Here is a 20298-nt window from a genome sequence, read left to right as displayed (position 1 = left end):
TCGCCCGGCCGCCCGGCCGCGGAAATTTGTATCGTGGCAAGCGGCCCGCCGTCCGCGCACACATGCCCCCAGGGAGTCCAGCATGCCCGTCCTGATCACCCGTGCCCTTCTGCTCGATATGGACGGGACCCTCGTGAACTCCGATGCGGTGGTGGAGCGCATCTGGCGGCGCTGGTCGATCGAGCACGGGCTGGATCCGGAACACACCCTGCGGGTCGCGCACGGGCGGCAGGGGTATTCGACGATGGCGGAATTGCTGCCGGATCGGCCGATGGCGGAGAACTACGCGGAGAACGCCGCACTGCTGGCCGAGGAGACCACCGATGTCGAGGGCGTGGTGCCGATCGCGGGCGCGCCGGCCTTCATGCTGGCCATCGCGGAGTTGCCGCATGCCCTGGTGACGTCGGCCGATGAGGGGCTGACCCAGGCTCGCATGGGGGCGGCCGGGCTGGCGGTGCCCGAGGTCAGGGTGACCGCGGAGCAGGTGGGAGCGAGCAAGCCCGCGCCGGAGGGGTTCCTCAAGGGGGCGGCGGAACTGGGGTTCTCGCCCGAGGAATGCGTGGCGTTCGAGGACTCGCCGGCGGGCGTGGCGGCGGCCCGGGCGGCGGGGATGCGGGTGATCGGGGTCGGGCCGCGGGCGGCCGCGCTCGGACCCGATGCCCACCTTCGGGACCTCACCCATGTGCGGGTGGAGGCCCTGGCGGATGGCCGGATCGGTCTGCACATCGCGTGAGCCGCCCCGGCCGGCACCCGAGGTTCGACGCCGGTCAGCTCCGCAGCAGCAGGGTGATGCCACACCCAGCGCGACGGCGGCGACGCCGTAGCCGAAGCGGTGGTTGCGCAGGGCGGGCAGGTCCTCATGGGAACTCCTTGTGGGCCGGGTGATCAGCCGAGCTGGATGGAGCGTTTGGCCAGGCCGCGCCAGAAGTCGTCGATGACGGTGCGCGGCGCGGACAGCTCGGATTCGCCCGCGCCGAGCGCGACGAACAGCGGGGCGAAGTGTTCGGTGCGCGGATGCGCGAGATGTGGTGCGGGAGCTTTGTTCTCGAAGTCGAGGAGGGCGTCGATATCGGCGGCGGCCAGCGCCTCACGGCCCCATTCGTCGAACTCGGCCATGACCGGATGCACCGAACCGTCGCCGGTGAGCGCCCGCAGATTGTGGGTGAAGAAGCCGCTGCCGACGATCAGCACGCCCTCGTCCCGCAGCGGCGCGAGCTTGCGCCCGAGGTCGAGTAGCGCTCGCGGGTCCAGCGTGGGCAATGACATCTGCAGGACCGGCACGTCGGCGTCCGGATACATCTCCACCAGCGGCACATAGGCCCCGTGATCCAGTCCGCGCTCGGGCACCTCCTGCACCGCGGTCCCGGGCCCCCGCAACAGCTTTCGCACCTGCTCGGCCAGCGCGGGCGCACCCGGCGCGGCATAGCGGACCTCGTAGTAGTGCTGCGGGAATCCCCAGAAGTCGTACACCAGCGGCACCGTCGCGGTCGCCCCGAGCGCCACGGGCGCGTCCTCCCAGTGCGCCGAAACCATCAGCACCGCTGCGGGTTTCGGCAAGCTCGCCGACCAGGCCGCGAGCTGTCCGGGCCAGACCGGGTCGTCGGCCAGCGGCGGCGCGCCGTGCGACAGGTACAGCACGGGCATGGTGTGCGCGTCCTCGATCATGACCGAATCTCCTCTTGTTCAAATTTGAACGAGGACCACAGCGTACGTGATTGTTCAAATTCGAACAACACCGATAGGCTGGGCCCATGCCCGAACCCCGGTGGCTCGATGACGAGGAAATGCGCGCCTGGAAGGCGCTGCTGTCCGGCTGGGCGCTGCTCGAGCGGGAGATCGAGCGGCAGCTCAAGCGTGATGCGGGTCTCTCCCACACCCAGTACGAGGTGCTGGTCCGATTGGCCGCGGCCCCGGACGGCAGCCTCCGGATGACCGAGCTCGCCGACTCCCTGATCAACTCCAAGAGCCGGCTGTCCTACCAGGTCGATCAGCTCGAGAAGGCGGGCCTCGTCCGCCGCGAATCGCATCCGACCGACAGCCGCGGCATTGCCGCCGTGCTCACCGAGGCCGGTCGCCGCAAGCTAGAGGACGCCGCGCCCGGGCACGTCACCCTGGTCCGCGAGCTGCTCATCGATGTGCTCACGCCCGCGCAGCGGACCGCCCTCGCCGACGGTCTCGGCGAGGTCGCCCGCAGAATCCGGGACGGCGACCCGGCGTAGCGATCCGCACGACGCGGCGTGCGGATCGGGATATGTGGTCCGCCCGAGCTACCGGATGTCGCTGCCGCAGGCCGGGACCGGTTCCAGGTCGGGCCGCTTGGGGTCGAGGCCGTCGCCGGAGGAGCGGCCGGTGAGGCGGCGGTGGATCCAGGGCAGCAGGAATTCCTTGGCCCAGTGCAGATCCTGCTGGCGGGCGGCCTGCCAGGGCATGGGCTCCTCGGCGGGCCAGGGCGCGCGCCAGTCCTCGTCCACGGGCGCGCCGAGCACCTCGCAGACGCGCAGGGCGAGGCGGCGGTGGCCTTCGGCGGACAGGTGCAGCCGGTCCCAGCTCCAGGCGCGGTGGTCGCGCAGCGGCTTCATGCCCCACAAATCGACTACCGGGCAGTCGAATTCGTCGGCGACGGCGCGCAGGTTCATATTGTAGGTGGCGATCTTGCCGCGCAGATGGCGCATGACCGGCTGGAATCCCGGATCCCATCCGGTGAACACCACCACGGTCGCCCCGGTGCCGCGCAATTCGGCGACGGCATCGCGGAAGATCTCGGCGAGCTCGTCGGGATCGCCGCCGGGCCGGATGAGGTCGTTGCCGCCCGCGCAGAAGGTCACCAGGTCCGGGCGCAGTTCGACGGCGCGGGCGAGCTGATCGTCGACGATCTGCCGAATCAGCTTGCCGCGCACCGCGAGATTGGCGTATCGCACCTCGCCGACGTGCCCGGCCAGATGTTCGGCGACCCGGTCCGCCCAGCCCCGGTAGCGCCCGGTGGGCGTCTGCCCGCTGTCGGGATACGGATCGTCCATGCCTTCGGTGAAACTGTCGCCGAGAGCGACGAAGGACACGATGTCTTTCGGTAGTTCGATGTCCGGCATGGTGTTCGATCTTGCCAACCAACCGTCTGGTTACGCGACCGTCGGTGGCGCGAATGATCCGCGAATCACATTGTTCGGGGGTGTAGCGAGCGAGCCGTGGCAGGCAAAGGAACGGTGTCGGTTCCGCGACGGAAGGGTGGAGGTTCGCCCGTCACCGCGACCAAGATCGTCCCAATGTGCTGGGCTGCTGGGGGTCGGCCTGGCGAAGGGAGAGACGCGGTGGCAGTGCGACGTCGTGAGCTGCTGATCGGCTTCGCGGGGGCGGGCGGCTTCGCTCTCGCGGGGTGCGCACGGGAGCGGCAACCGCCACCGCCGCCCGAACCCGCGGTCATCCGCTTCGATCCGCCGCCGGATTCCCACGGCGTCAACCCGCGCGTGCCCGCCAGGGTCACGGTCACCGATGGCACGCTGCGCTCGGTCGAATGGCTCGACGAGACGGGCAGACCCTTGCCGGGAACACCGGCGCCCGACAATCGCAGCTGGATCAGCTCCGAACCGCTCGGCTACGGCCACACCTATACCGCGAAGGCCGTGGCACAGGGCGAAACCGGTGAGATCACCGCGACGACGGTGTGCTCCACCGTCTGGCCCGAGCGGCTCGTCGATTTCTCGCTGCGCTCCGGCAATCTCGTGGAACTCGCCGAAAACGATACGTACGGAGTGGGTTTCGTCCTGGTTGCGCGGTTCGACGAACCCGTCGACCGGATGGCGGTCGAACCCCATCTGCGGGTCGTCACCGAACCCGCCGTCACCGGCGCCTGGTACTGGCTCGACGATCAGAACGCGCATTGGCGGCCCGAGCGCTATCACGCGCCGGGCACGCGCATCACGGTCGCGGCCGAACTCTTCGGCGCCGCACTCGGATCCGGCGCGTACGGCCTGCGCGATCAGCGGGTGTCGGTGGTCATCGGCCCCGCCCATATCGCCGTCGCCGACGACGACACCAAGCACATCGACGTGTTCGAGAACGGAAACCTGGTGCGCAGCATGCCCACCTCCATGGGCATGGGCGGCACCGCGGTGGTCGGCCGCAAGGTGCTGTCGTTCTGGACCCGCCCCGGCGTCTACACGGTCCTGGACCGCAAGCATCCGGTCACCATGGATTCCTCGAGCTACGGCCTGCCCGTCGATTCGCGCCTCGGCTACCGCTCGGTCATCGACCATGCCGTGCGCATCAGCCACGACGGCATTTTCGTGCACGCCCTGGCGGAAAGCATGTGGGCGCAAGGCAATACGAATGTCTCCCACGGCTGCCTCAACCTCTCCCCCGACGACGCCGCCTGGTTCTACGACTTCGTCATCCCCGGCGATGTGGTCGAGGTGCGCAATACCGGCGGGGACCCCCTCGACATCTGGCAGAACGGCGACTGGACCATCCCCTGGCCCGACTGGCTGCGCGGCGGCGCGGCCATCTGAGGCCGCTCAGTCGCCGGTGTCCTCGTCGAGGTCGACGTCGACCTTGTCGCGGTCGGCCCATTCCAGCAGCGGTTCGAGAGCGAAGACCGCGTCGTCGATTCCGGCGTGCAGGTCGCCGAGTTCGGCGTAGCGGGCGGGGACGGTGGTCATGGTGAAGTCGCGGGGATGCAGGTCGGGAATCTCGTCCCAGCGGACAGGGGTGGAGACGGTGGCCTCCGGAATGCCGCGCACCGAGTAGGCCGCGGCGATGGTGTGGTCGCGGGCGTTCTGGTTGTAGTCGACGAACAGCTGTCGCGGGTCGCGGTCGCGCCGCCACCAGGCGGTGGTGACGTCCCCGGGGGCGCGGCGCTCGACCTCGCGGGCGAAGGCGAGGGCGGCGCGGCGCACATCCTGGAAGCCGAAGCGCGGGTCGATGCGCACATAGACGTGCAACCCCTTGCCGCCGGAGGTTTTCGGCCAGCCGACCGCACCCAGTTCGTCGAGCACCTCGTGCACGACACCGGCCACCCGCTGCACCCGCGACCACGGGCAGTCGGGCATGGGATCCAGATCGATGCGCCACTCGTCGGGCAATTCGGTGTCGAAGCGGCGGGAATTCCAGGGATGGAACTCCACCGTCGACATCTGCACCGCCCAGATGACGTCGGCGAGCTTCTCCACGCACAGTTCGTCGGCAGTGCGCCCATAGCGCGGAAAATACAATTCCACGGTGGGAATCCAGTCCGGAGCGCCGCCGGGCAGCCGCTTCTGATGCACCTTCCCGCCGGGCAGCCCTTTGGGAAATCGATGCAGCATGCACGGCCGGTCACGCAAGGCGTTCACGATTCCGTCGCCCACGCTCAGGTAGTACTGCACCAGGTCGAATTTGGTCGCCCCGGTCTCGGGGAAATACACCCGATCCGGATTCGAGACGCGCACCGTGTGCTCGCCCACCGTCAGTTCCACGGCCGGCGAGGCCGACTTACTGGCCACCCGTCCGACAATAGCGGGCAATGCGATCTCTCGCGCCGTTCGGCTCAGTCCCGTTCCGGTCCCAGCGAGATGCCGCGACTGGCCAGCCAGGGCAGTGGGTCGATTTTGTCGGTGCCATTGAGCCAGACTTCGAAATGGCAGTGCGGGCCGGTGGAGAAGCCGCGGTTGCCCACCGTGGCGATCTGATCCCCGGCCAGCACCCGCTGGCCGACCGTGACGGTGGTGGTGTCCACATGGCCGTAGACGGTGATGGTGCCGTCGTCGTGCAGCAGCCGCACCCACATGCCGAAGCCGGAGGCCGGGCCCGCGCTGATGACGGTGCCGTCTTCGACCGCCTCGATGGGGGTTCCGATGGGCGCCGCCACGTCCACCCCGTAATGCGTGACGCCCCAGCGTGCTCCGAAGCCCGAGGTGAACACGCCCTCGGCGAACTTCGTGAACAGCGGACGCAGATTCGCGGTGGCGCGCGCCTCGTCGTCGGCGGCGAAATGCTGACCGTTGCGCAGCAGGTTCCGGATCTCCTCGGGATCCTCCACCGGTGCCGCGCTGAGGATTTCGGGGAAATGGGCATCCGTGCCCGCGAGCCCGGGGGCCGGCTGGGCGGCGGCCCCGGCATTCGAGTGCAGCATGCCCTGCGCCTGGAGTTCGACCGTCTCGTGCGCGGACGCCGACTGCATGCCCGCCTGCACGGCCGACACCGTGGCTCCCATGGCCACGGCCGCCAGCACCGCGCGCCCCTGCAAAGCCTTGATGGCCGAGGGCTTCCGATGCCTGCCCCGCTGCGGATCACCCCATCCGTCCTGCTCCGCTACCCCATCGGAATCACCGGAAGCACTGCCCCGCAATAGAATTGCACCCTCCAACCCACGCTGCTCCGGCGAGCGCCGCCCATGCGCCACACCACTCATCCAGCATCGGCCGCGCCTCGCCCTGACTCGGGTGCGAGACCCTACCACCCGAACCTGTGAATCCGAATCTGCTGTCGCGTCGCTGGATCCGGCTGCGAGCGCCCGGACGGGGCCGCGGAAATTGTGTTAGCCCCCTCGACAAAAATCTTGCCTTTTCTCCGTATGGTGATAGTTTTTCTCTATGGTCGATTCGACCGAAAACTCTCTGTGCATCGAGGGAGATGCCGTGTCCAGGGCTGTGAAACTTACCGCCGCACGGGTTTGCGGGGGAATTCTCGGGATTGTCTTGTGCCTGTTCGGGGTGAGCACCGCGCACGCCGAGGACCCACCCGGTCCGGCGCTCGTGGACGGCACCGCGTATTTCGCCCTGGGCGACTGGAACTGCTCGATCGATCCGGGCGGAACGGTGGGTTGCGATCTCGTGGTCCCGGCCGCGTCCATGAATGTTTTGATTGCCGGAATGCAGGTGCCGTTGCCGAACGTGCCCGCCATCGTCATCGATTCGGCCACCTGGCCGGCGCATCCCCAGTGGAACTCCAACGGCAGTCACACACTGCCGGGCGGAAATCCGTCATTGCCCCGCCTCACACCGGTGAACTACCACGATCCGCAGTACTCGGTCACCTATGCCGGAGCGACGTGTCAAATCACCTTCAAAGCCATTCCCGTGTGCACCTCGATGGGGCACGGGTTCAGCCAATGGGGACCAGTGCCGCACGGCTACTGATCCCCATGAATCAACCGATTACCGGTACCAGACCCCGGAATCCCAAGCGCCATAGTTCCATACGTTGAAATCGTATCGGCTGTGCGCGCCCGCGAAGAAGTAACCCCACCAGCCCGCGTTGGTGTCGCAGATCTGGTCGTCGTGGTTGCACACGGTCAGCACCGGGAAACCGCCGAACCAATCATCGACGCCGGCCAGCGGATAGCCGATGAGATGGTTGCCCGGAGTCGCGGACAGGCCGGGTCCGCCGGGGCCTGCGGCCCGCTTGGGATCCGACAGGAGAATGGCGTTGGCATTGCCCACGTCCTGATGCGCGGTGACCCACGCGTGGACGAGAGCCGCGCCCTCGCTGTGCCCGATCAGCCTGATGTGATCGTCCGGGCATTGGTTGCGATGCGACCAGAACAGCCGGTCGATTTCGTTCAACCCCGACATCGGATCGGCGGAGTTGTACCCGACGGGCTGATTCACGAAGGCGGTGAACACCGAGGAGGTGTTGTCGCCCAGGCCGCCGATTCCGATGGCCCAGTCACCCAAGCAGGGATCGGCCTGGGCCCGTGGAGTCGTCGCGATGGTGATGGAAAGGAGGATGGCCAGCATTACTGCGGCGAAGAGCGCCGTTGCTCTACGCATGGTCGTGACTTTCTTCATTTATGGGATCTCCGGGTCCGGCCCGGCTTGCGCACCATGTACCCAGAAATTGCTGGCGTTCTTGATTCCTGGCGAAACAGTTACCTCGACCCCGAATTCGTAGGCCGTAATGTAGCGATTCAGATCCCGCGGCCGGTCAGGAATCGAGAAGCGCCGCCGGGTGCGATCCGGCTAGCGTTCTCCGTATGGACGCCCGCCCGGAACGAACCGCCGGCGGGCAGGTTGCTCGTCCTTCGAAGGAGGAATCGATGAACTGGAACACGACGATCCGGCAATGGCATCGGTGGCTGGGGATCGCATTCACGGCAACGGTCGTCATCACCGTCGTCGGATTGACGGCCGGCGGCCCGGAATGGCTGTCCTATATACCGCTGTTCCCGCTCGCCCTGCTTTTCCTCGCCGGCCTGTATCTGCTCGTGCGCACCCCGAGCCCGCGCACCGGCCGGACACGTCGAATCCACCGCTGGTCGGCCATCGTCTTCATCGTCGCCGTCCTGGCGACCATCGTCGCCCTGTCCCTGCCGGATCCCATCGTCCGGGTGTCCTACATCCCGCTGCTGCCGCTGGCGGCCTTGCTCGGAACCGGTCTGTACATGTTCCTGCGCTGGGCCCGGAAATCGCAGGTCACCGCGTAAATCTGCGGGCAAAGACGAGTAGTACCCTACTCGTGCTCACGGGCCCCGCGCGGCCGTACGGTCATCTCGTCCTATCGGAGTCGGGGATACGCGACGGGAGAGTCCGATGGCGCGCGTGCACACAGTGGTATCCGGTGACACGTTGTGGGCCATCGCAATCCGGTTCTATGGCGACGGCACCAAATTCGCGGTAATCGCGGCCGCCAACGGAATAGCGAACCCGCATGTGATTCATCCGGGCCAGGTATTGCAGATTCCGGATCTGCCCGGGCCCGCGCCGGATCCGCAACCCACTCCCCCGCCACCGCCCGAGACCATCGCCTTCCGGCTGCTGCGCCCGGCCGATCTGGTCGATCTGCACTGCGAGGCAATCGGTTTCCGGTTCGCGCCGGCGCCGCAGCCGGATGTGGTCACCCACATCGTGGTCGAGGGCGACACCCTCTGGGACCTCGCGGTGCGGTTCTACACCGACGGCACCAAGTTCGCATTGATCGCGGCGGCCAATCACATCGCCGATCCGAACCTGATCTTCCCCGGGCAGGTACTCGTCATCCCGGATGTCCCCGGACCCGCGCCCGACACTACTCACACCGTGGTCGAAGGGGATACGCTCTGGGACCTCGCGGCGCGCTTCTACGGCGACCCGACGCTGTTCACGCTCATCGCGGCCGCCAACCACCTGGCCGACCCGAATCTCATCCATCCCGGGCAGGTGCTGACCATTCCGGCTGTCCGCCCGCCGGACCCGCCGGACGATCGGCAACGGCTGGTCGCGGTCACCGACGACGCACACATGATCGTCCGCTTCGGCAGTCAGAACCTGCTCGAGCAGCGCTTCGACATCGCGCCGAGCGCACCGGCACAGGTACTCGCGGCGCATGATTCGCGGGTGGTGTTCGCGGTGGCGAAGGGCACCGAGTTCGACTACTCGATCGCCGGCGTGCTCACCGCGCTGACCACTTTCCCGCTGCGGGTGTCCAAGCTGGCGGTGCCCGCCGCGGAGGCCGGGGTCGCTGTGCCCGCGGATACCCCCGACAAGCCCGCGCCGCCGGAGGCGGATCAGACGGCCATCGAAGCGCCGTTCCGCTTGATCGTGTCGCCGAGCCCGCGCGGAGGTTTCACGCACAGCGCCGAGCCGTCGTCGGCTCCGGATGATCGGGCCCGCACCGAGTTGTGGACGACCAGGCTGGGCGTGCGCAAGGTGGTCGACGGGAAATTCACCGAAGTCGACGAGAAGGACGACACGCAGCGGATCGTGCGCGCCGTCTGGACGCGCGATGCGGATGCGGGCGTCGCCGATCAAGGCTTCGACGCGTCACTGAGCCGGCAGTTGCGCAGGGGGATCGTGCGCCAGACCGCGGACCGCCGGGTGGTGAGCACCATCGACCGGCAGCCGATCGAACCCGAACCGCTCGGTGTGCGGCGGCTGTACCTGAGCGCGCTCGGCGCGTGGGTGGATTGGAGTGTGCGGTGGGCGGCCGCGGACGCCTATCCGGAAGCCGAGGACACCACCACCCTCGAGGCGTATCGCCATCTGGCGCCGATGGGCCGCGACGCCTATGTCCGCGTCGAGACACCGGCATTCCTCTTCCCGTTCGGCCATCGAGTCACCCTGGTGAACGTCACCGAGCGACGCATCGGCGTCGGCGACAACCCGGTGGCATTCCTGAAGCGGCGGGCCTTCATCGTGGTGCGCGAACGCACCAAGACCTACCGCGACGCCCAGGGGAAGGCGCTGCCCGCGCTGCCGTTCCAGACCGTCTCCATCGACCCGCCGGTCACTCCCGACCTCGACTTCATCGATGTCGACACCGCCGATCCGGTGGTCCCGGCGATCAACAAGGTGGCCTACGCCTGGAAGGTCACCGGTATCGATCACACGGGTCAGCCCGTCGCCATGCTGGCTCCGCTGGTTCTGGTGACGAAGAAGGCCGCGGCCAAGACGACCTCGATGCAGGACATCCGGGCGGTGTGGAAGGAGAACCTGCGGCGAATCCCGCTGAACGACGCCGAGGTCGCCATGGCCCCGCCGAAAGCCAAAGGCGATACCACCTTCAAGGTGAACGCCCTGGACCTGGACGGCACGCATGTCACCAAGGAGCTCACCAGCACCCCGTCGATGGCGCGAGCCTTTATCGCGATACCGGCGTTGAACGCCATCAACGGCGGGCGCGCACCGGTCGAGGTGTCCTACGAAACCAAGTACAAGACCGCAGGTTTCACCGATCAGGCCCAGGTCTTCCTCACTCTGGCGCAACGACAGCGGCTCGACTTCGCCAAGGGCAGTGATCAGGGTGGCGGTTTCATCGAACCGAGTGTCGGCGTCGCGGCCTTGTCGCGGCAGCTCGGTGCGATCGGCGATGACCGGGTCGCCCCCGGAAGTCCGCTCAGCCAGGGCAAATTCGATCCGGCCGCCTTCCTGGCCGGAGCCTTGCCGAAGCTGTTCGGGCTCTTCGACCTGCTCGACATCATCGCCGAGGACAAGGGTTTCGACCGCGCGCCCAATCTGATCACCGAGCAGCTCGGCATGATCGGCTCTCTTGCTTCGGAATTCGCCCGATTGCTGGCCGCGCTCGACACGGCGAGCACCGATCTCGCCGACGATATCGGCAATGCCGCCAACGACGCCGCGAAACAGCGCCTGCAAGCGCTGCGGGCGAAGGTCGACAATGCCCGCGCCACACTGGCCGGAGCTGCGGGCGACCTCCAGGCCGCGCTCACGAATGTGCTTGCCGGGCAACCACAGAATGCGGCCGGTGCGGCGGCGGCGTTCGCCGGGAAGCTGGCGAGTATCGACTCGGTCGTCTCGGACCCGATCCTGCCCGCCGCCGTCCGCGGTGCGGTCGAGAAGCCGGCGGCGGCCTTGCGGAATATCGCCACCGTGGCGCAAGGCGCGAACCTGCTCGCCGCACTCCGGGCGCCGACATTGTCGGATGTCATGCGCTTCGAATGGCAGCCCGAGATTACGGATTGGCCCCCTGGCGGCCCCGCCGTGTTCAAGCCGGACAAGAACGGCCTCTCCATTGCGGTCGAGGTGCGCACCACCGAGAAGGACAAGCCGCAGGTCGATGTCAGCGCCCAATTGCGGGCCTTCGAGCTGATACTCATGCCGGGCGCGGAACTCATGTCGATGCGGTTCGGCCGCTTGGGTTTCCGGGTGAGCACCGGGCGCAAGCCGGAGATCGACGTGGTCTTCGACAAGCTGGAATTCCTCGGCCCGCTCACCTTCATCGAGAAGATCCGGCAGCTGATCCCGTTCGACGGTTTCGCCGATCCGCCCTATGTGGACATCTCCACCGAGGGCGTCACCGCCGGATTCGATCTGGCGCTGCCGAGTGTGGCCGTGGGCGTCTTCAGCCTGGAGAACATCGCGCTCGCCGCGGATTGCCGCATCCCGTTCCTCGGTGAGGCGGTGACGGTCGGATTCGGGTTCTGCAGCAAGGAATCCCCGTTCCGGTTGACGGTCATGTGCATCGGCGGCGGTGGCTGGGTGGCGTTGCGGCTGAGCCCGGCCAAGATGGTGGTGCTCGAGATGGGCCTGGAAGCCTGTGCGAGCCTGAGCGTCGATCTCGGCGTCGCCTCCGGGTCGGTGTCGGTCTCGGTCGGGATCTATCTGCGGCTCGAGGACAAGAAGGGCCAGCTGACCGGTTACTTCCGCATTCGCGGCGAAGTGGATGTGCTGGGCCTGATCTCGGCGTCGATCACGCTGGAGCTGTCGCTGACCTATCACTTCGAGTCGGGCAAGATGATCGGCCGCGCCAGCCTCACCGTGGAGGTCGAGGTGCTGTTCTTCTCCGCGTCGGTGGAGATCACCTGTGAACGTCAACTGGCCGGATCCAAGGGCGATCCATCAATGCTCGACATCATGCCGCCGCAGGCCGGCGGGCAGTCGATGTGGAATTCGTACTTCGACTCGTTCGCGATTGGAGCCTGACATGGCCGGCGCAGTCCAATTGATGACCACGGTGCTGCCGCACTCGGTGGATCCCAATGCCGATTTCCATGTGTCGCTGTTCTTCACCCACCGGCTGACGCCGGGCGCGACGGAGACTCTGGCCGATCTGACGGCCATGGCCAACTGGGTGACCACCTTGCAGAACGCGCAGATCACCCTGCACACCGACGCCGGGACGATCGCGTGCACGCCGGTATTCGGCCCGCTCAGCGAATCTGCCTGGCAGACAGCGTTTCCGGGCACGACGCCGGTGCGCGGTTTTCCCGCGCCCAAGACCTCCGAGGCGCCGTGGAAGACCTATCCGGCCAATCGTCTGCCCGAGCACGCGCTGGCCGCACACTATTCGTCGGCGTTCTCCTCACCGGTCACCAGGCCGGGCGTGGCCGGGAGCCGGCTGGCGCAGGGTGTACTGGATCTGTTGCGCGAGCGGGTGATCGGCGGCGGGCATTCGCCCAAGCTGCGCGAGACCCTGGCGCTCCTGGACTCCTATGCCGAGGCCCAACGGCGGCGGCGCACCGGATTCGCGGACTCCGCGGTAACGAATGCCGGTGCGGCAGTGAGCTTCACGCTGCCGGATCCGCCACCCGATCCGGCGCCGGGACCCGCACCGGGGCCCGGTCCCGGCCCCGCCTCACCGGATGTCAACCTGACCTTCGCGACCGGCGAACAACCGTGGCGCTCCCCGATCGAGGCCCCACTGGACGACTGCGACCGTGAAGTCACCGCGTTCCTCGACAATTCGATGCCCGACAGCGCGCCGGACGATCCGACCTTCGCCATGGTCCGGGATGCCCATGCCACACAACGCTTCTACAACAGGGCCGAAGAGCAGACGGACCATCGGCCGCGGCCGTCCGACAATGTGCACGAACCGCGGCCCAAGCCGGTGGTCCCCGATTTCCACGCCCGCGCCGCCGCCATCGGCAGCACGCCCGTGCTGGCGCGCCGGCTCGGGTTCGTCCTGGATCTGAAGGTCGCCGACCTGGCGACGCTCGCCACCGCCACGCTCATCTGCTGCGATGTCACCGCACCGGGTGTGGAGTTGCTCATCGGACCGGCCACACGGTGCGTCGTAGCGGGCAAGCGTTTCCTGGCGACCCCCGAATCGGATAAGTGGGTCAATGGTTTCCTCACCGTCGGCCGCCCGGACCGCTTCCGCGTCATGGATCTCGATCCCGACGCCTCGGGCCTCAAACTCGAACAGCTGCTGCGCGGCGTCGTCCGTGCGACCGCGACCGAATTGAACGGCGACCCGGCGTCCTTCGCACCGGGCACGCTGCGATCGTCCGGGTTCTCGCTCGCGCACATCGACCGCCCGGACGAGCTGCGGGCCCGGGTCGAAGCCGCGGAACAGATGACACCGCGGGTCTCGGCCGGGCAGACCCCGATTGCCGAGCGGCCGCGGTTCGGCTTCGACTCACTCGCCCGCGGCTACCGCGTGGAGGTCTGGGACGATGCCACCAAAGGCTGGCACAGCCTGCACCGGCGGCGGGTCCACGCGGATTTCCGTGGCGCGGAGCTGCTTTCGGACGCTCCCGACACCGGGTATCTGCAGAACGCGCCGATGAGCCGGGCGCCGGGCGATCCGGCGAACCCGTACTACGTGCACGAGGTCATCGCGGGCTGGGACGGCTGGAGCCTGGCCGCGCCCAGACCCGGCCTACAGATCGTCCACGACAGCGGGCAGGGCGGGAAACCGGGCGAGGAAATCCTCACCGACCAGCAGGAGCGCCCGAAAGAAGCCGACGACGGGATCGGAATCCGCAGCACGGCGGCACCCGGCACCCTGCCCGCCCTGCGCTACGGCCGCCGGTACGCGTTCCGCGTCGTCGGTGTCGATCTGGCGGGCAATAGCGTCGAACGCAGCATGACGACCCGCAATGTCGCCGCGGGCGAGGCCGTGGTGACGACCGCGACCGCCCATATCGCGGCCCTGCGCGCCGATGCCGACGCCCGCGACGCCGCCGGGCTGCTCGAGCGGCAGCGCGGCGACGCCATGGCCGTGCCGCCCGCCAACGAGCAGGTCGCCCAGGTCGAGAACGCGGTCTCGGCGATCGAGGCCAAGGCCGCACGGCTGACCACCCGGCCGCAATTCGAGGTCGAGCCCGTCCAGTTCGCCGGCCTGTTCGCCGCCGAAGCCGAGGACCCGACTATCGTCACCACGCCGCGATTGTTCCTGCGGTGGGAGGCCGTGCTGCCGCCGGCGGTGGTACCGCGTCATCCCTACACCGTGGGAGAGTCGCTGAATCGCTTGGTGATTCGCGACAGCGTGGACGGCTCGGCGACCTCGCAGCGCCACCTGGTGCCGCCCAAGTCGACACAGCTCGACGCCGAGCTGGACGGGCGCTTCGACGCGCTCATGGGTTCGGCGGATCTCGACGATCGCCGCCGCGGCTACGCCATCGCGCTGAAGGAGCGCGGCAGCCTGTTCGACATTCGCATCCAGAACCTCGACGATCCGGCGGGAACCATTGTGCAGCCGGGTGTTTCGCTGCACGCCTCCCCCGGAGCGGATCCGAGCCGGTTCGTGACTCTGGAGCAGCTCCAGGACGATCCGGAAGCGCAGCCCGCCGAGGGCCAGTACGTCGTCCACGATGTCGACAACCTGGTGGTGCCGTATCTGCCGGATTCCATGGCCAATGGCATCGCGCTCGTCTTCTATCGCGCGGGCGCGGACCACCATCTGCGCACCGCCCAGATCCTGCAATCGGTGGTGATTCCCTTTGCGGGGCAATGGCCGAGCGTCGAGCCGCTGCGCCTCGTGGTGCACGGCGCACCGGCCTTGCGGGCGAAGCAGCACGGCTCCGTGATCGACGTGGGCATTCCGCCCGGCGAGCAGATCGCCGTCGCGGTCTCCACGACCCTGGACAAGGAGCACCTGGATCGCTTGGGGCTGTGGCGATTCCACGCGGTGCACGACCCGAATGTCACCGAATCCGATCGGCAGTTGCTCGAGCGGGCCGCCCTCGACGGCTGGCTGTGGTGGCTGACCCCGAGCATCGATCTGCGTCTGGTGCACGCCACCGTGCGGCCCGCCGTCCCGCCCGCCATCACCGCGCTGACCGCGCTCGGCCGCCAAAAGGGCGTCGCCACCGCCGAATTGGTCGGCACGCTGGACATCCACGGAGACAGCACCGAGCGCGCCGAGCTGCGGGCGACCTGGTCCGACCTCGTGGACGAGGAGAGCGCCGACGACGCCGAAGCCGTCGAGCATCGGGAAATCGTCGCCACATTCCCTGTCGGGCAGGACGAAAAGGAATCGCTGATCACCACCACGGGCACTCCCCCGGCGGGCACCCGCCCGCCCGGCGTGCCGGTGCGCCCGATCGTGCACGCCCTGCCCGACACCAAGTACCGCAAGGTGGACTATCGCCTGCACGGCACTTCGCGGTACCGCGAGTTCTTCGACGCCGCGGACCTGCCGACGCCCGACGATGCGGCGTCGGCCGGAAATACCTGGCAGGTCACGCATTTGAACTCCGCGCCGCCGCTGCCGCCGAGCGTGCGCGAGGTCATGCCGATGTTCCTGTGGGAGGAGGACGGCGAGCCGGAGCATCCGTTCGCCCGCCGTCGCACCCGCCGCAGCGGCGTGCGGATCTGGCTCGACAAACCGTGGTTCTCCAGCGGTGACGGCGAACTGCTCGCGGTCATTGTCGGCGCGGTCGATTTCCCGGTGCCGGTCGATCCGAACCACCCCAGCCATACCCCCACCACGGAGGCCATCAGCCTGTGGGGACGCGATCCCGCGTTCGTGACACCGGTCCTGCGCAATGCCACCGACCTGCACGTGGCTCCGGCCTGGCAGCAGCGCGCCCTCCAGCTCGGCCTGGATCCACAGCAGCGACCAGGGCGACCGGTGTCCTACGTCCAGCTGGATGCCCAGCGCGGCGCGTACCTGTTCCGGCCCGAGAACCACCAGGGCCGCAGGCGCCGGTTCGTCGACGTGGTATTCGACGCCGCCGACACCGCGTGGCCGTTCGTCCGCCTGACTCTCGCCCGCTATCAGCCGAATTCGGTCGCGGGCTGCTTCCTCTCGCCGACCGTCGCCACCGATTTCGTGCAGTTGCTGCCGGAACGCATCGCCACCCTGAGCCGCCCCGAAGCCGGGCAGGTCCGGCTGACCGTCTCCGGCTCCACCGCGTTCACCAATATCCCCGGCATCTTCGACGCACCGAATCCGCCGCCGCAGCCGGTGGAACCGGCCGAATTCGCCACCTGGGCGCTACCCACCAGCCGCCGAGTCATCGCCACCCTGCAAGCCAAGGATCCGGGTTCGGACAGCGACCTGGGCTGGACAAAGGTCGAACAGGTGCACTGCACCGTCGAAGGCGTACGCGTGCACCTCGACCCCGTCGATTCCCGCATCACCGAGTTCGCCGCCGGCTGGAGCGGCGTCCTGCAACTCGATCCGGCCCACCCGCTCCAGACCCCGGGCACCGCGCCCGAACTCCGCGTCCTGGTCGAGGAATTCGAGCTGCTGCCCACCGATCCGGAACCCGGAGCCGAAGGCAAGGCCACGATTTCGCGACTGGTCTACGCCGACTATCTGTACCTTTGATGCGAGGGAGTCGGAATCATGAGCGACGACCAGACCGTGTGGATTCCCCGCGTGCACTGCGCACTGGGCGAGATCTCCACCCGCTATATCAAGCGCACCGAGAAGTCGGTGCTGATCATGGTCGCCGCTCGGTACGCCTCGCGATTCGATGCCACGGATCGGCTGTACAAGGACCAGAAGCCCGTTTGGCAGCATCAGGTCGAGAAGGCGTTGAAAACGCTTGCCGAACAAGGGCTCGTCAGCGATCTGCGCTTGACCGAGGAAGGCGAACGGACGCTCGGCGCGGCGTGCGAGCGTGCCCATGCGGTGCCGGAGCGCGAGCTCACCGCCGCACCGGAGACGCCGCAGCGCGCGGACATCCTGGTCTCGGGCGTGCTCACGCCGCCGATGCGCGAGGAGTTCGCGAAAAAGCGCGTCGGCGCGGAACGCTCGGCCGAGCCGATTCCGATCATGATCGAATTGAATCTGCGGTACCGGACGGGTCCGAACAAGGCCATGAAACGGGTCGCCGAACTGTGGCGCTACCTCGGCAGAACGGACAAGCCCCGGCACCTGGCCGACGAATACGCGGTGGGCGAGCTGACCACGACCGAGATCGAGGGCCTGATCTCCGCGGACGCGGTCGACGGCACCTGGGAGACCCGCGCCGTCTTCCGGATCTGGCCGGACTTCCCGATCAAGCCGCAGATCGACATCTCGGCGCGGACCATCAAGGCCACGGCCGCGCAGCGCGCGTTCAACAGCTTCGGTGACGGAATCGTCTGGGCCGTCATCGATTCCGGCATCCAAGGCGACCATCCGCATTTCGACGGCTATAAGACACTCTCGGATCCCAGCGTCGGCCAGCTGCACAAGGACTTCACCGGCTCCGGTAGGGGCCCCGAGGCCGCACTGCTCGATACGAAAGGTCACGGCACCCACGTCGCGGGCATCATCGCCGGCGGGCTCGAGCTCTGGAGCGGTGCGACCGACAACATCATGGTCACCGAACGACGGTTCAATGTCGCCGAACCCGAGATGCCGATCGTCAAGCCGCGGCCGTTCGAGCGCCGGGAGGACCTGGCCGGCATCGCGCCGCGGGCGAAGCTGGTGAGCCTCAAGGTGCTCGGCGGTGGCGGCGATGACGAGGCCCGCACCACCCGGGTGATCGAGGCGCTGGCCTATGTCCGCGAGATCAATGCCGCCAGCGGCAAATTGCCGCGCATTCAGGGCGTGAACCTGAGCCTCGGCTACGGATTCAATCCGGAATGGTTCGCCTGCGGCCGCAGCCCGCTGTGCCTCGAAGTGGACAAGCTGGTGCGCACCGGCGTTGTCGTGGTGGTCGCGGCGGGCAACTCCGCGTTCATCACCGTCGTCGCGAAGAAGTCGGATGTGACGCAGTTCAGCGCCGCCATGACCATCAATGATCCGGGCAATGCCGAACGCGCGATCACCGTGGGATCGACGCACAAGGACGCGCCGCATTCCTATGGCATCTCGTACTTTTCCTCGCGCGGTCCCACCGCCGACGGCCGCCGCAAGCCCGACCTCGTCGCGCCCGGTGAGCGAATCGCGTCGGCGGCGGCCGGGGAATTGCTGCAGCCGGTCATCCGCACGCTGGAAGGCGAGAACGAGGACGCGCGCAAGGCGAAGGCCAAGGACATGGCGATCTATATCGAGGACAGCGGAACCAGCATGGCCGCTCCGCACGTGTCCGGCGCGATCGCGGCCTTCCTGTCGGTGCAGCGCGAATTCATCGGCGACCCGGAGGCCGTCAAACGCATCTTCGTCGAGTCGGCGACCTCGCTCGGCCGTGATCCCGCGTTCCAGGGCGGCGGTCTGGTCGACCTCATGCGTGCTCTGCAATCGGTGTGAAATTCCGGAAAGGACAAGGACAATGACCGATACCGTGGCCGGCCGCCCGTTCTGGCGGCTGGTGTTCGACGACGACGGCGATGTGGACCCGCAGCTCATCGCCACTCTCACCACGGAGATCCGGCAGTCCGGGGTGAGCGACGTCGTCTTGTTCTCGCACGGCTGGAACAACGGTGAGGACACCGCGATCCGGCTCTACAAGCGCTGGTTCGACCTGCTCGCCGCCCATATCGCCGCGGACCGCAAGGTGGGATTCGTCGGCGTGTTCTGGCCCTCGCAGCTGTGGCGCGACGAACCGATTCCCGATTTCGAGACCGTCACCCGGCACGCCGACGGCGGCGGCGCGGCCTCGCTGGACGCCGGACCGGTGGTGCCGGCCGGCGCTCCGACCATCGACCCCGCGATTCTCGACGACCTGAAGGCCATGTTCCCCGAGGGCGCAACGCAACTCGACGCGATCGCCGGACTGCTCGCCGCACCGCCCAGTCAGGCGAGCATCAATGAGCTGTTCGCGCAACTGCGTTCGTTCCACGAGGCGACGCGACAGGGCTTCGACGACGGCGAGGCCGAGGCTCCCGACGAACCCGGCATGCTCGACACCAACCGCACGCCGACCGAGGTGTTCGACAGGTTCGCCGCCACGCTCGCCACCACCGGCATCGAATTCGAATCCGGCGGCGGCGCAGCCGGACTCGGCGATTTCCTGGACAAGGCCCTGCACGGCGCCAAGGAGGCGCTGCGCCAGCTCAGCTATTGGAAGATGAAGAACCGCGCCGGCGTCGTCGGCCGCACCGGCCTGGGGCCGGTGGTCGCGCGACTCGCCACCGAGCACCCCGGCCTGCGCATCCACCTGGTCGGCCACAGCTTCGGCGCCCGCGCCGTGGCCTACGCCCTGGACGGTCTCGCCGAGGGCCCCTCGCCGGTCAAGTCGATCACCCTGCTGCAAGGCGCGTTCTCCCGCTTCACCTTCACCGACAGGCTGCCCTTCCGGGACGGCGGCGGCGCGCTGGCGGGCCGCCTGGCCCGGCTCGACGGCCCGATGACCGTCTGCCACTCCAGCCACGATTCGGCCCTGAGCACCATGTACCCGCTCGCCTCGCTCGCCGCCAAGGACGATTCCAGCGGCGCCGACGACCGGCTGTTCCGCTTCCGCGCCATGGGTTCGCACGGCGCGTTCGAAGCGGAGCGTAGGCTGCTCGGCGCGGCCGGAACCGCCTACCCGTTCCAGCCCCACCGCATCCTCAACCTGGACGCCTCCGACGTGGTCAACCAGGGCGGCCCGCCCAGCGGCGCGCACAGCGACATCTTCAAGCCCCAGCTCGCCTGGGTGGTGGCCGCCGCCGGCGGATTGACCTGAGCGTGGACAGAAGTCCCGCCCGGCATCCGGGCACGCTCCCGCCCGTCATCCCGGCACGCTCCCGCTCGTCATCCCGGCATGCTTTTGGCCGGGATCTCCGACAACGCGGTGGATTCCGGCCAAAAGCGCGCCGGAATGACGAGGAGACGCGCCCGAATGACGAGGAGAACTCTCCGACC

14 protein-coding genes are annotated in these 20298 nt (G+C 68.0%); 9 read left to right on the top strand and 5 right to left on the bottom strand.

Going from position 1 to position 20298, the window contains the following annotated elements:
- Positions 1–82 precede the first annotated feature (82 nt).
- Positions 83–733: an HAD-IA family hydrolase gene (locus ACFVIV_RS11140; RefSeq protein WP_379194998.1), complete on the top strand. Its 651-nt coding sequence runs from the start codon at positions 83–85 to the stop codon at positions 731–733.
- Positions 734–885: 152 nt separating this feature from the next.
- On the opposite strand, the gene ACFVIV_RS11135 is transcribed toward ACFVIV_RS11140, so the two are convergent.
- Positions 886–1665, bottom strand: a complete 780-nt coding sequence (locus ACFVIV_RS11135; protein ID WP_379194996.1) for a DODA-type extradiol aromatic ring-opening family dioxygenase — start codon at positions 1663–1665, stop codon at positions 886–888.
- An 86-nt stretch (positions 1666–1751) separates the two neighbouring features.
- On the opposite strand from ACFVIV_RS11135, the gene ACFVIV_RS11130 reads away from it, so the two are divergent.
- Positions 1752–2219 (top strand): MarR family winged helix-turn-helix transcriptional regulator, encoded by a 468-nt coding sequence (locus ACFVIV_RS11130; protein WP_379194994.1) that lies wholly within the window; start codon positions 1752–1754, stop codon positions 2217–2219.
- 48 nt (positions 2220–2267) lie between these two features.
- Here the strand turns inward: ACFVIV_RS11130 and ACFVIV_RS11125 are convergent, their stop codons facing one another.
- On the bottom strand, positions 2268–3086 hold the full coding sequence (locus ACFVIV_RS11125) for an SGNH/GDSL hydrolase family protein (protein WP_379194992.1): 819 nt from the start codon (positions 3084–3086) through the stop codon (positions 2268–2270).
- Between the two features lie 219 nt (positions 3087–3305).
- Here ACFVIV_RS11125 and ACFVIV_RS11120 point away from each other — a divergent pair, with 219 nt between their 5' ends.
- On the top strand, positions 3306–4502 hold the full coding sequence (locus tag ACFVIV_RS11120; protein WP_379194990.1) for an Ig-like domain-containing protein: 1197 nt from the start codon (positions 3306–3308) through the stop codon (positions 4500–4502).
- Positions 4503–4508: 6 nt separating this feature from the next.
- On the opposite strand, the gene ligD is transcribed toward ACFVIV_RS11120, so the two are convergent.
- Complete coding sequence (ligD, locus tag ACFVIV_RS11115) at positions 4509–5474, bottom strand: non-homologous end-joining DNA ligase (protein WP_379194988.1); 966 nt, start codon at positions 5472–5474, stop codon at positions 4509–4511.
- 44 nt (positions 5475–5518) lie between these two features.
- Complete coding sequence (locus ACFVIV_RS11110; protein ID WP_379194986.1) at positions 5519–6319, bottom strand: M23 family metallopeptidase; 801 nt, start codon at positions 6317–6319, stop codon at positions 5519–5521.
- A 244-nt stretch (positions 6320–6563) separates the two neighbouring features.
- Between ACFVIV_RS11110 and ACFVIV_RS11105 the strand changes: the two genes are divergently transcribed.
- Positions 6564–7109: a hypothetical protein gene (locus tag ACFVIV_RS11105; protein ID WP_379194984.1), complete on the top strand. Its 546-nt coding sequence runs from the start codon at positions 6564–6566 to the stop codon at positions 7107–7109.
- A gap of 18 nt (positions 7110–7127) precedes the next feature.
- On the opposite strand, the gene ACFVIV_RS11100 is transcribed toward ACFVIV_RS11105, so the two are convergent.
- Entirely contained in the window at positions 7128–7742 is a 615-nt protein-coding gene (locus ACFVIV_RS11100; protein WP_379194982.1) for a cutinase family protein, read from the bottom strand.
- Positions 7743–8008: 266 nt separating this feature from the next.
- Here ACFVIV_RS11100 and ACFVIV_RS11095 point away from each other — a divergent pair, with 266 nt between their 5' ends.
- The 5 genes from ACFVIV_RS11095 to ACFVIV_RS11075 all read left to right on the top strand — a co-directional run bounded on the left by ACFVIV_RS11095 (position 8009) and on the right by ACFVIV_RS11075 (position 20119).
- Positions 8009–8395, top strand: coding sequence for a hypothetical protein (locus tag ACFVIV_RS11095; RefSeq protein ID WP_379194980.1), 387 nt, complete (start codon positions 8009–8011; stop codon positions 8393–8395).
- Positions 8396–8510: 115 nt separating this feature from the next.
- Entirely contained in the window at positions 8511–12329 is a 3819-nt protein-coding gene (locus tag ACFVIV_RS11090) for a LysM peptidoglycan-binding domain-containing protein (RefSeq protein ID WP_379194979.1), read from the top strand.
- A gap of 1 nt (position 12330) precedes the next feature.
- Positions 12331–16908 (top strand): hypothetical protein, encoded by a 4578-nt coding sequence (locus tag ACFVIV_RS11085; protein WP_379194977.1) that lies wholly within the window; start codon positions 12331–12333, stop codon positions 16906–16908.
- A gap of 18 nt (positions 16909–16926) precedes the next feature.
- Positions 16927–18762 (top strand): S8 family peptidase, encoded by a 1836-nt coding sequence (locus tag ACFVIV_RS11080; RefSeq protein ID WP_379194976.1) that lies wholly within the window; start codon positions 16927–16929, stop codon positions 18760–18762.
- 22 nt (positions 18763–18784) lie between these two features.
- The gene (locus ACFVIV_RS11075; RefSeq protein WP_379194975.1) at positions 18785–20119 is read left to right on the top strand and encodes a serine-threonine protein kinase; all 1335 of its coding nucleotides are present in this window, start codon (positions 18785–18787) and stop codon (positions 20117–20119) included.
- Positions 20120–20298: the final 179 nt, after the last annotated feature.

The sequence above is a fragment of the Nocardia sp. NPDC127526 genome, assembly GCF_042672265.1.
In the GTDB taxonomy this organism is placed as follows: Bacteria; Actinomycetota; Actinomycetes; order Mycobacteriales; family Mycobacteriaceae; genus Nocardia.
Note: the sequence above shows the minus strand (reverse complement) of the source record. Positions and strands in the feature narration are given on the sequence as shown.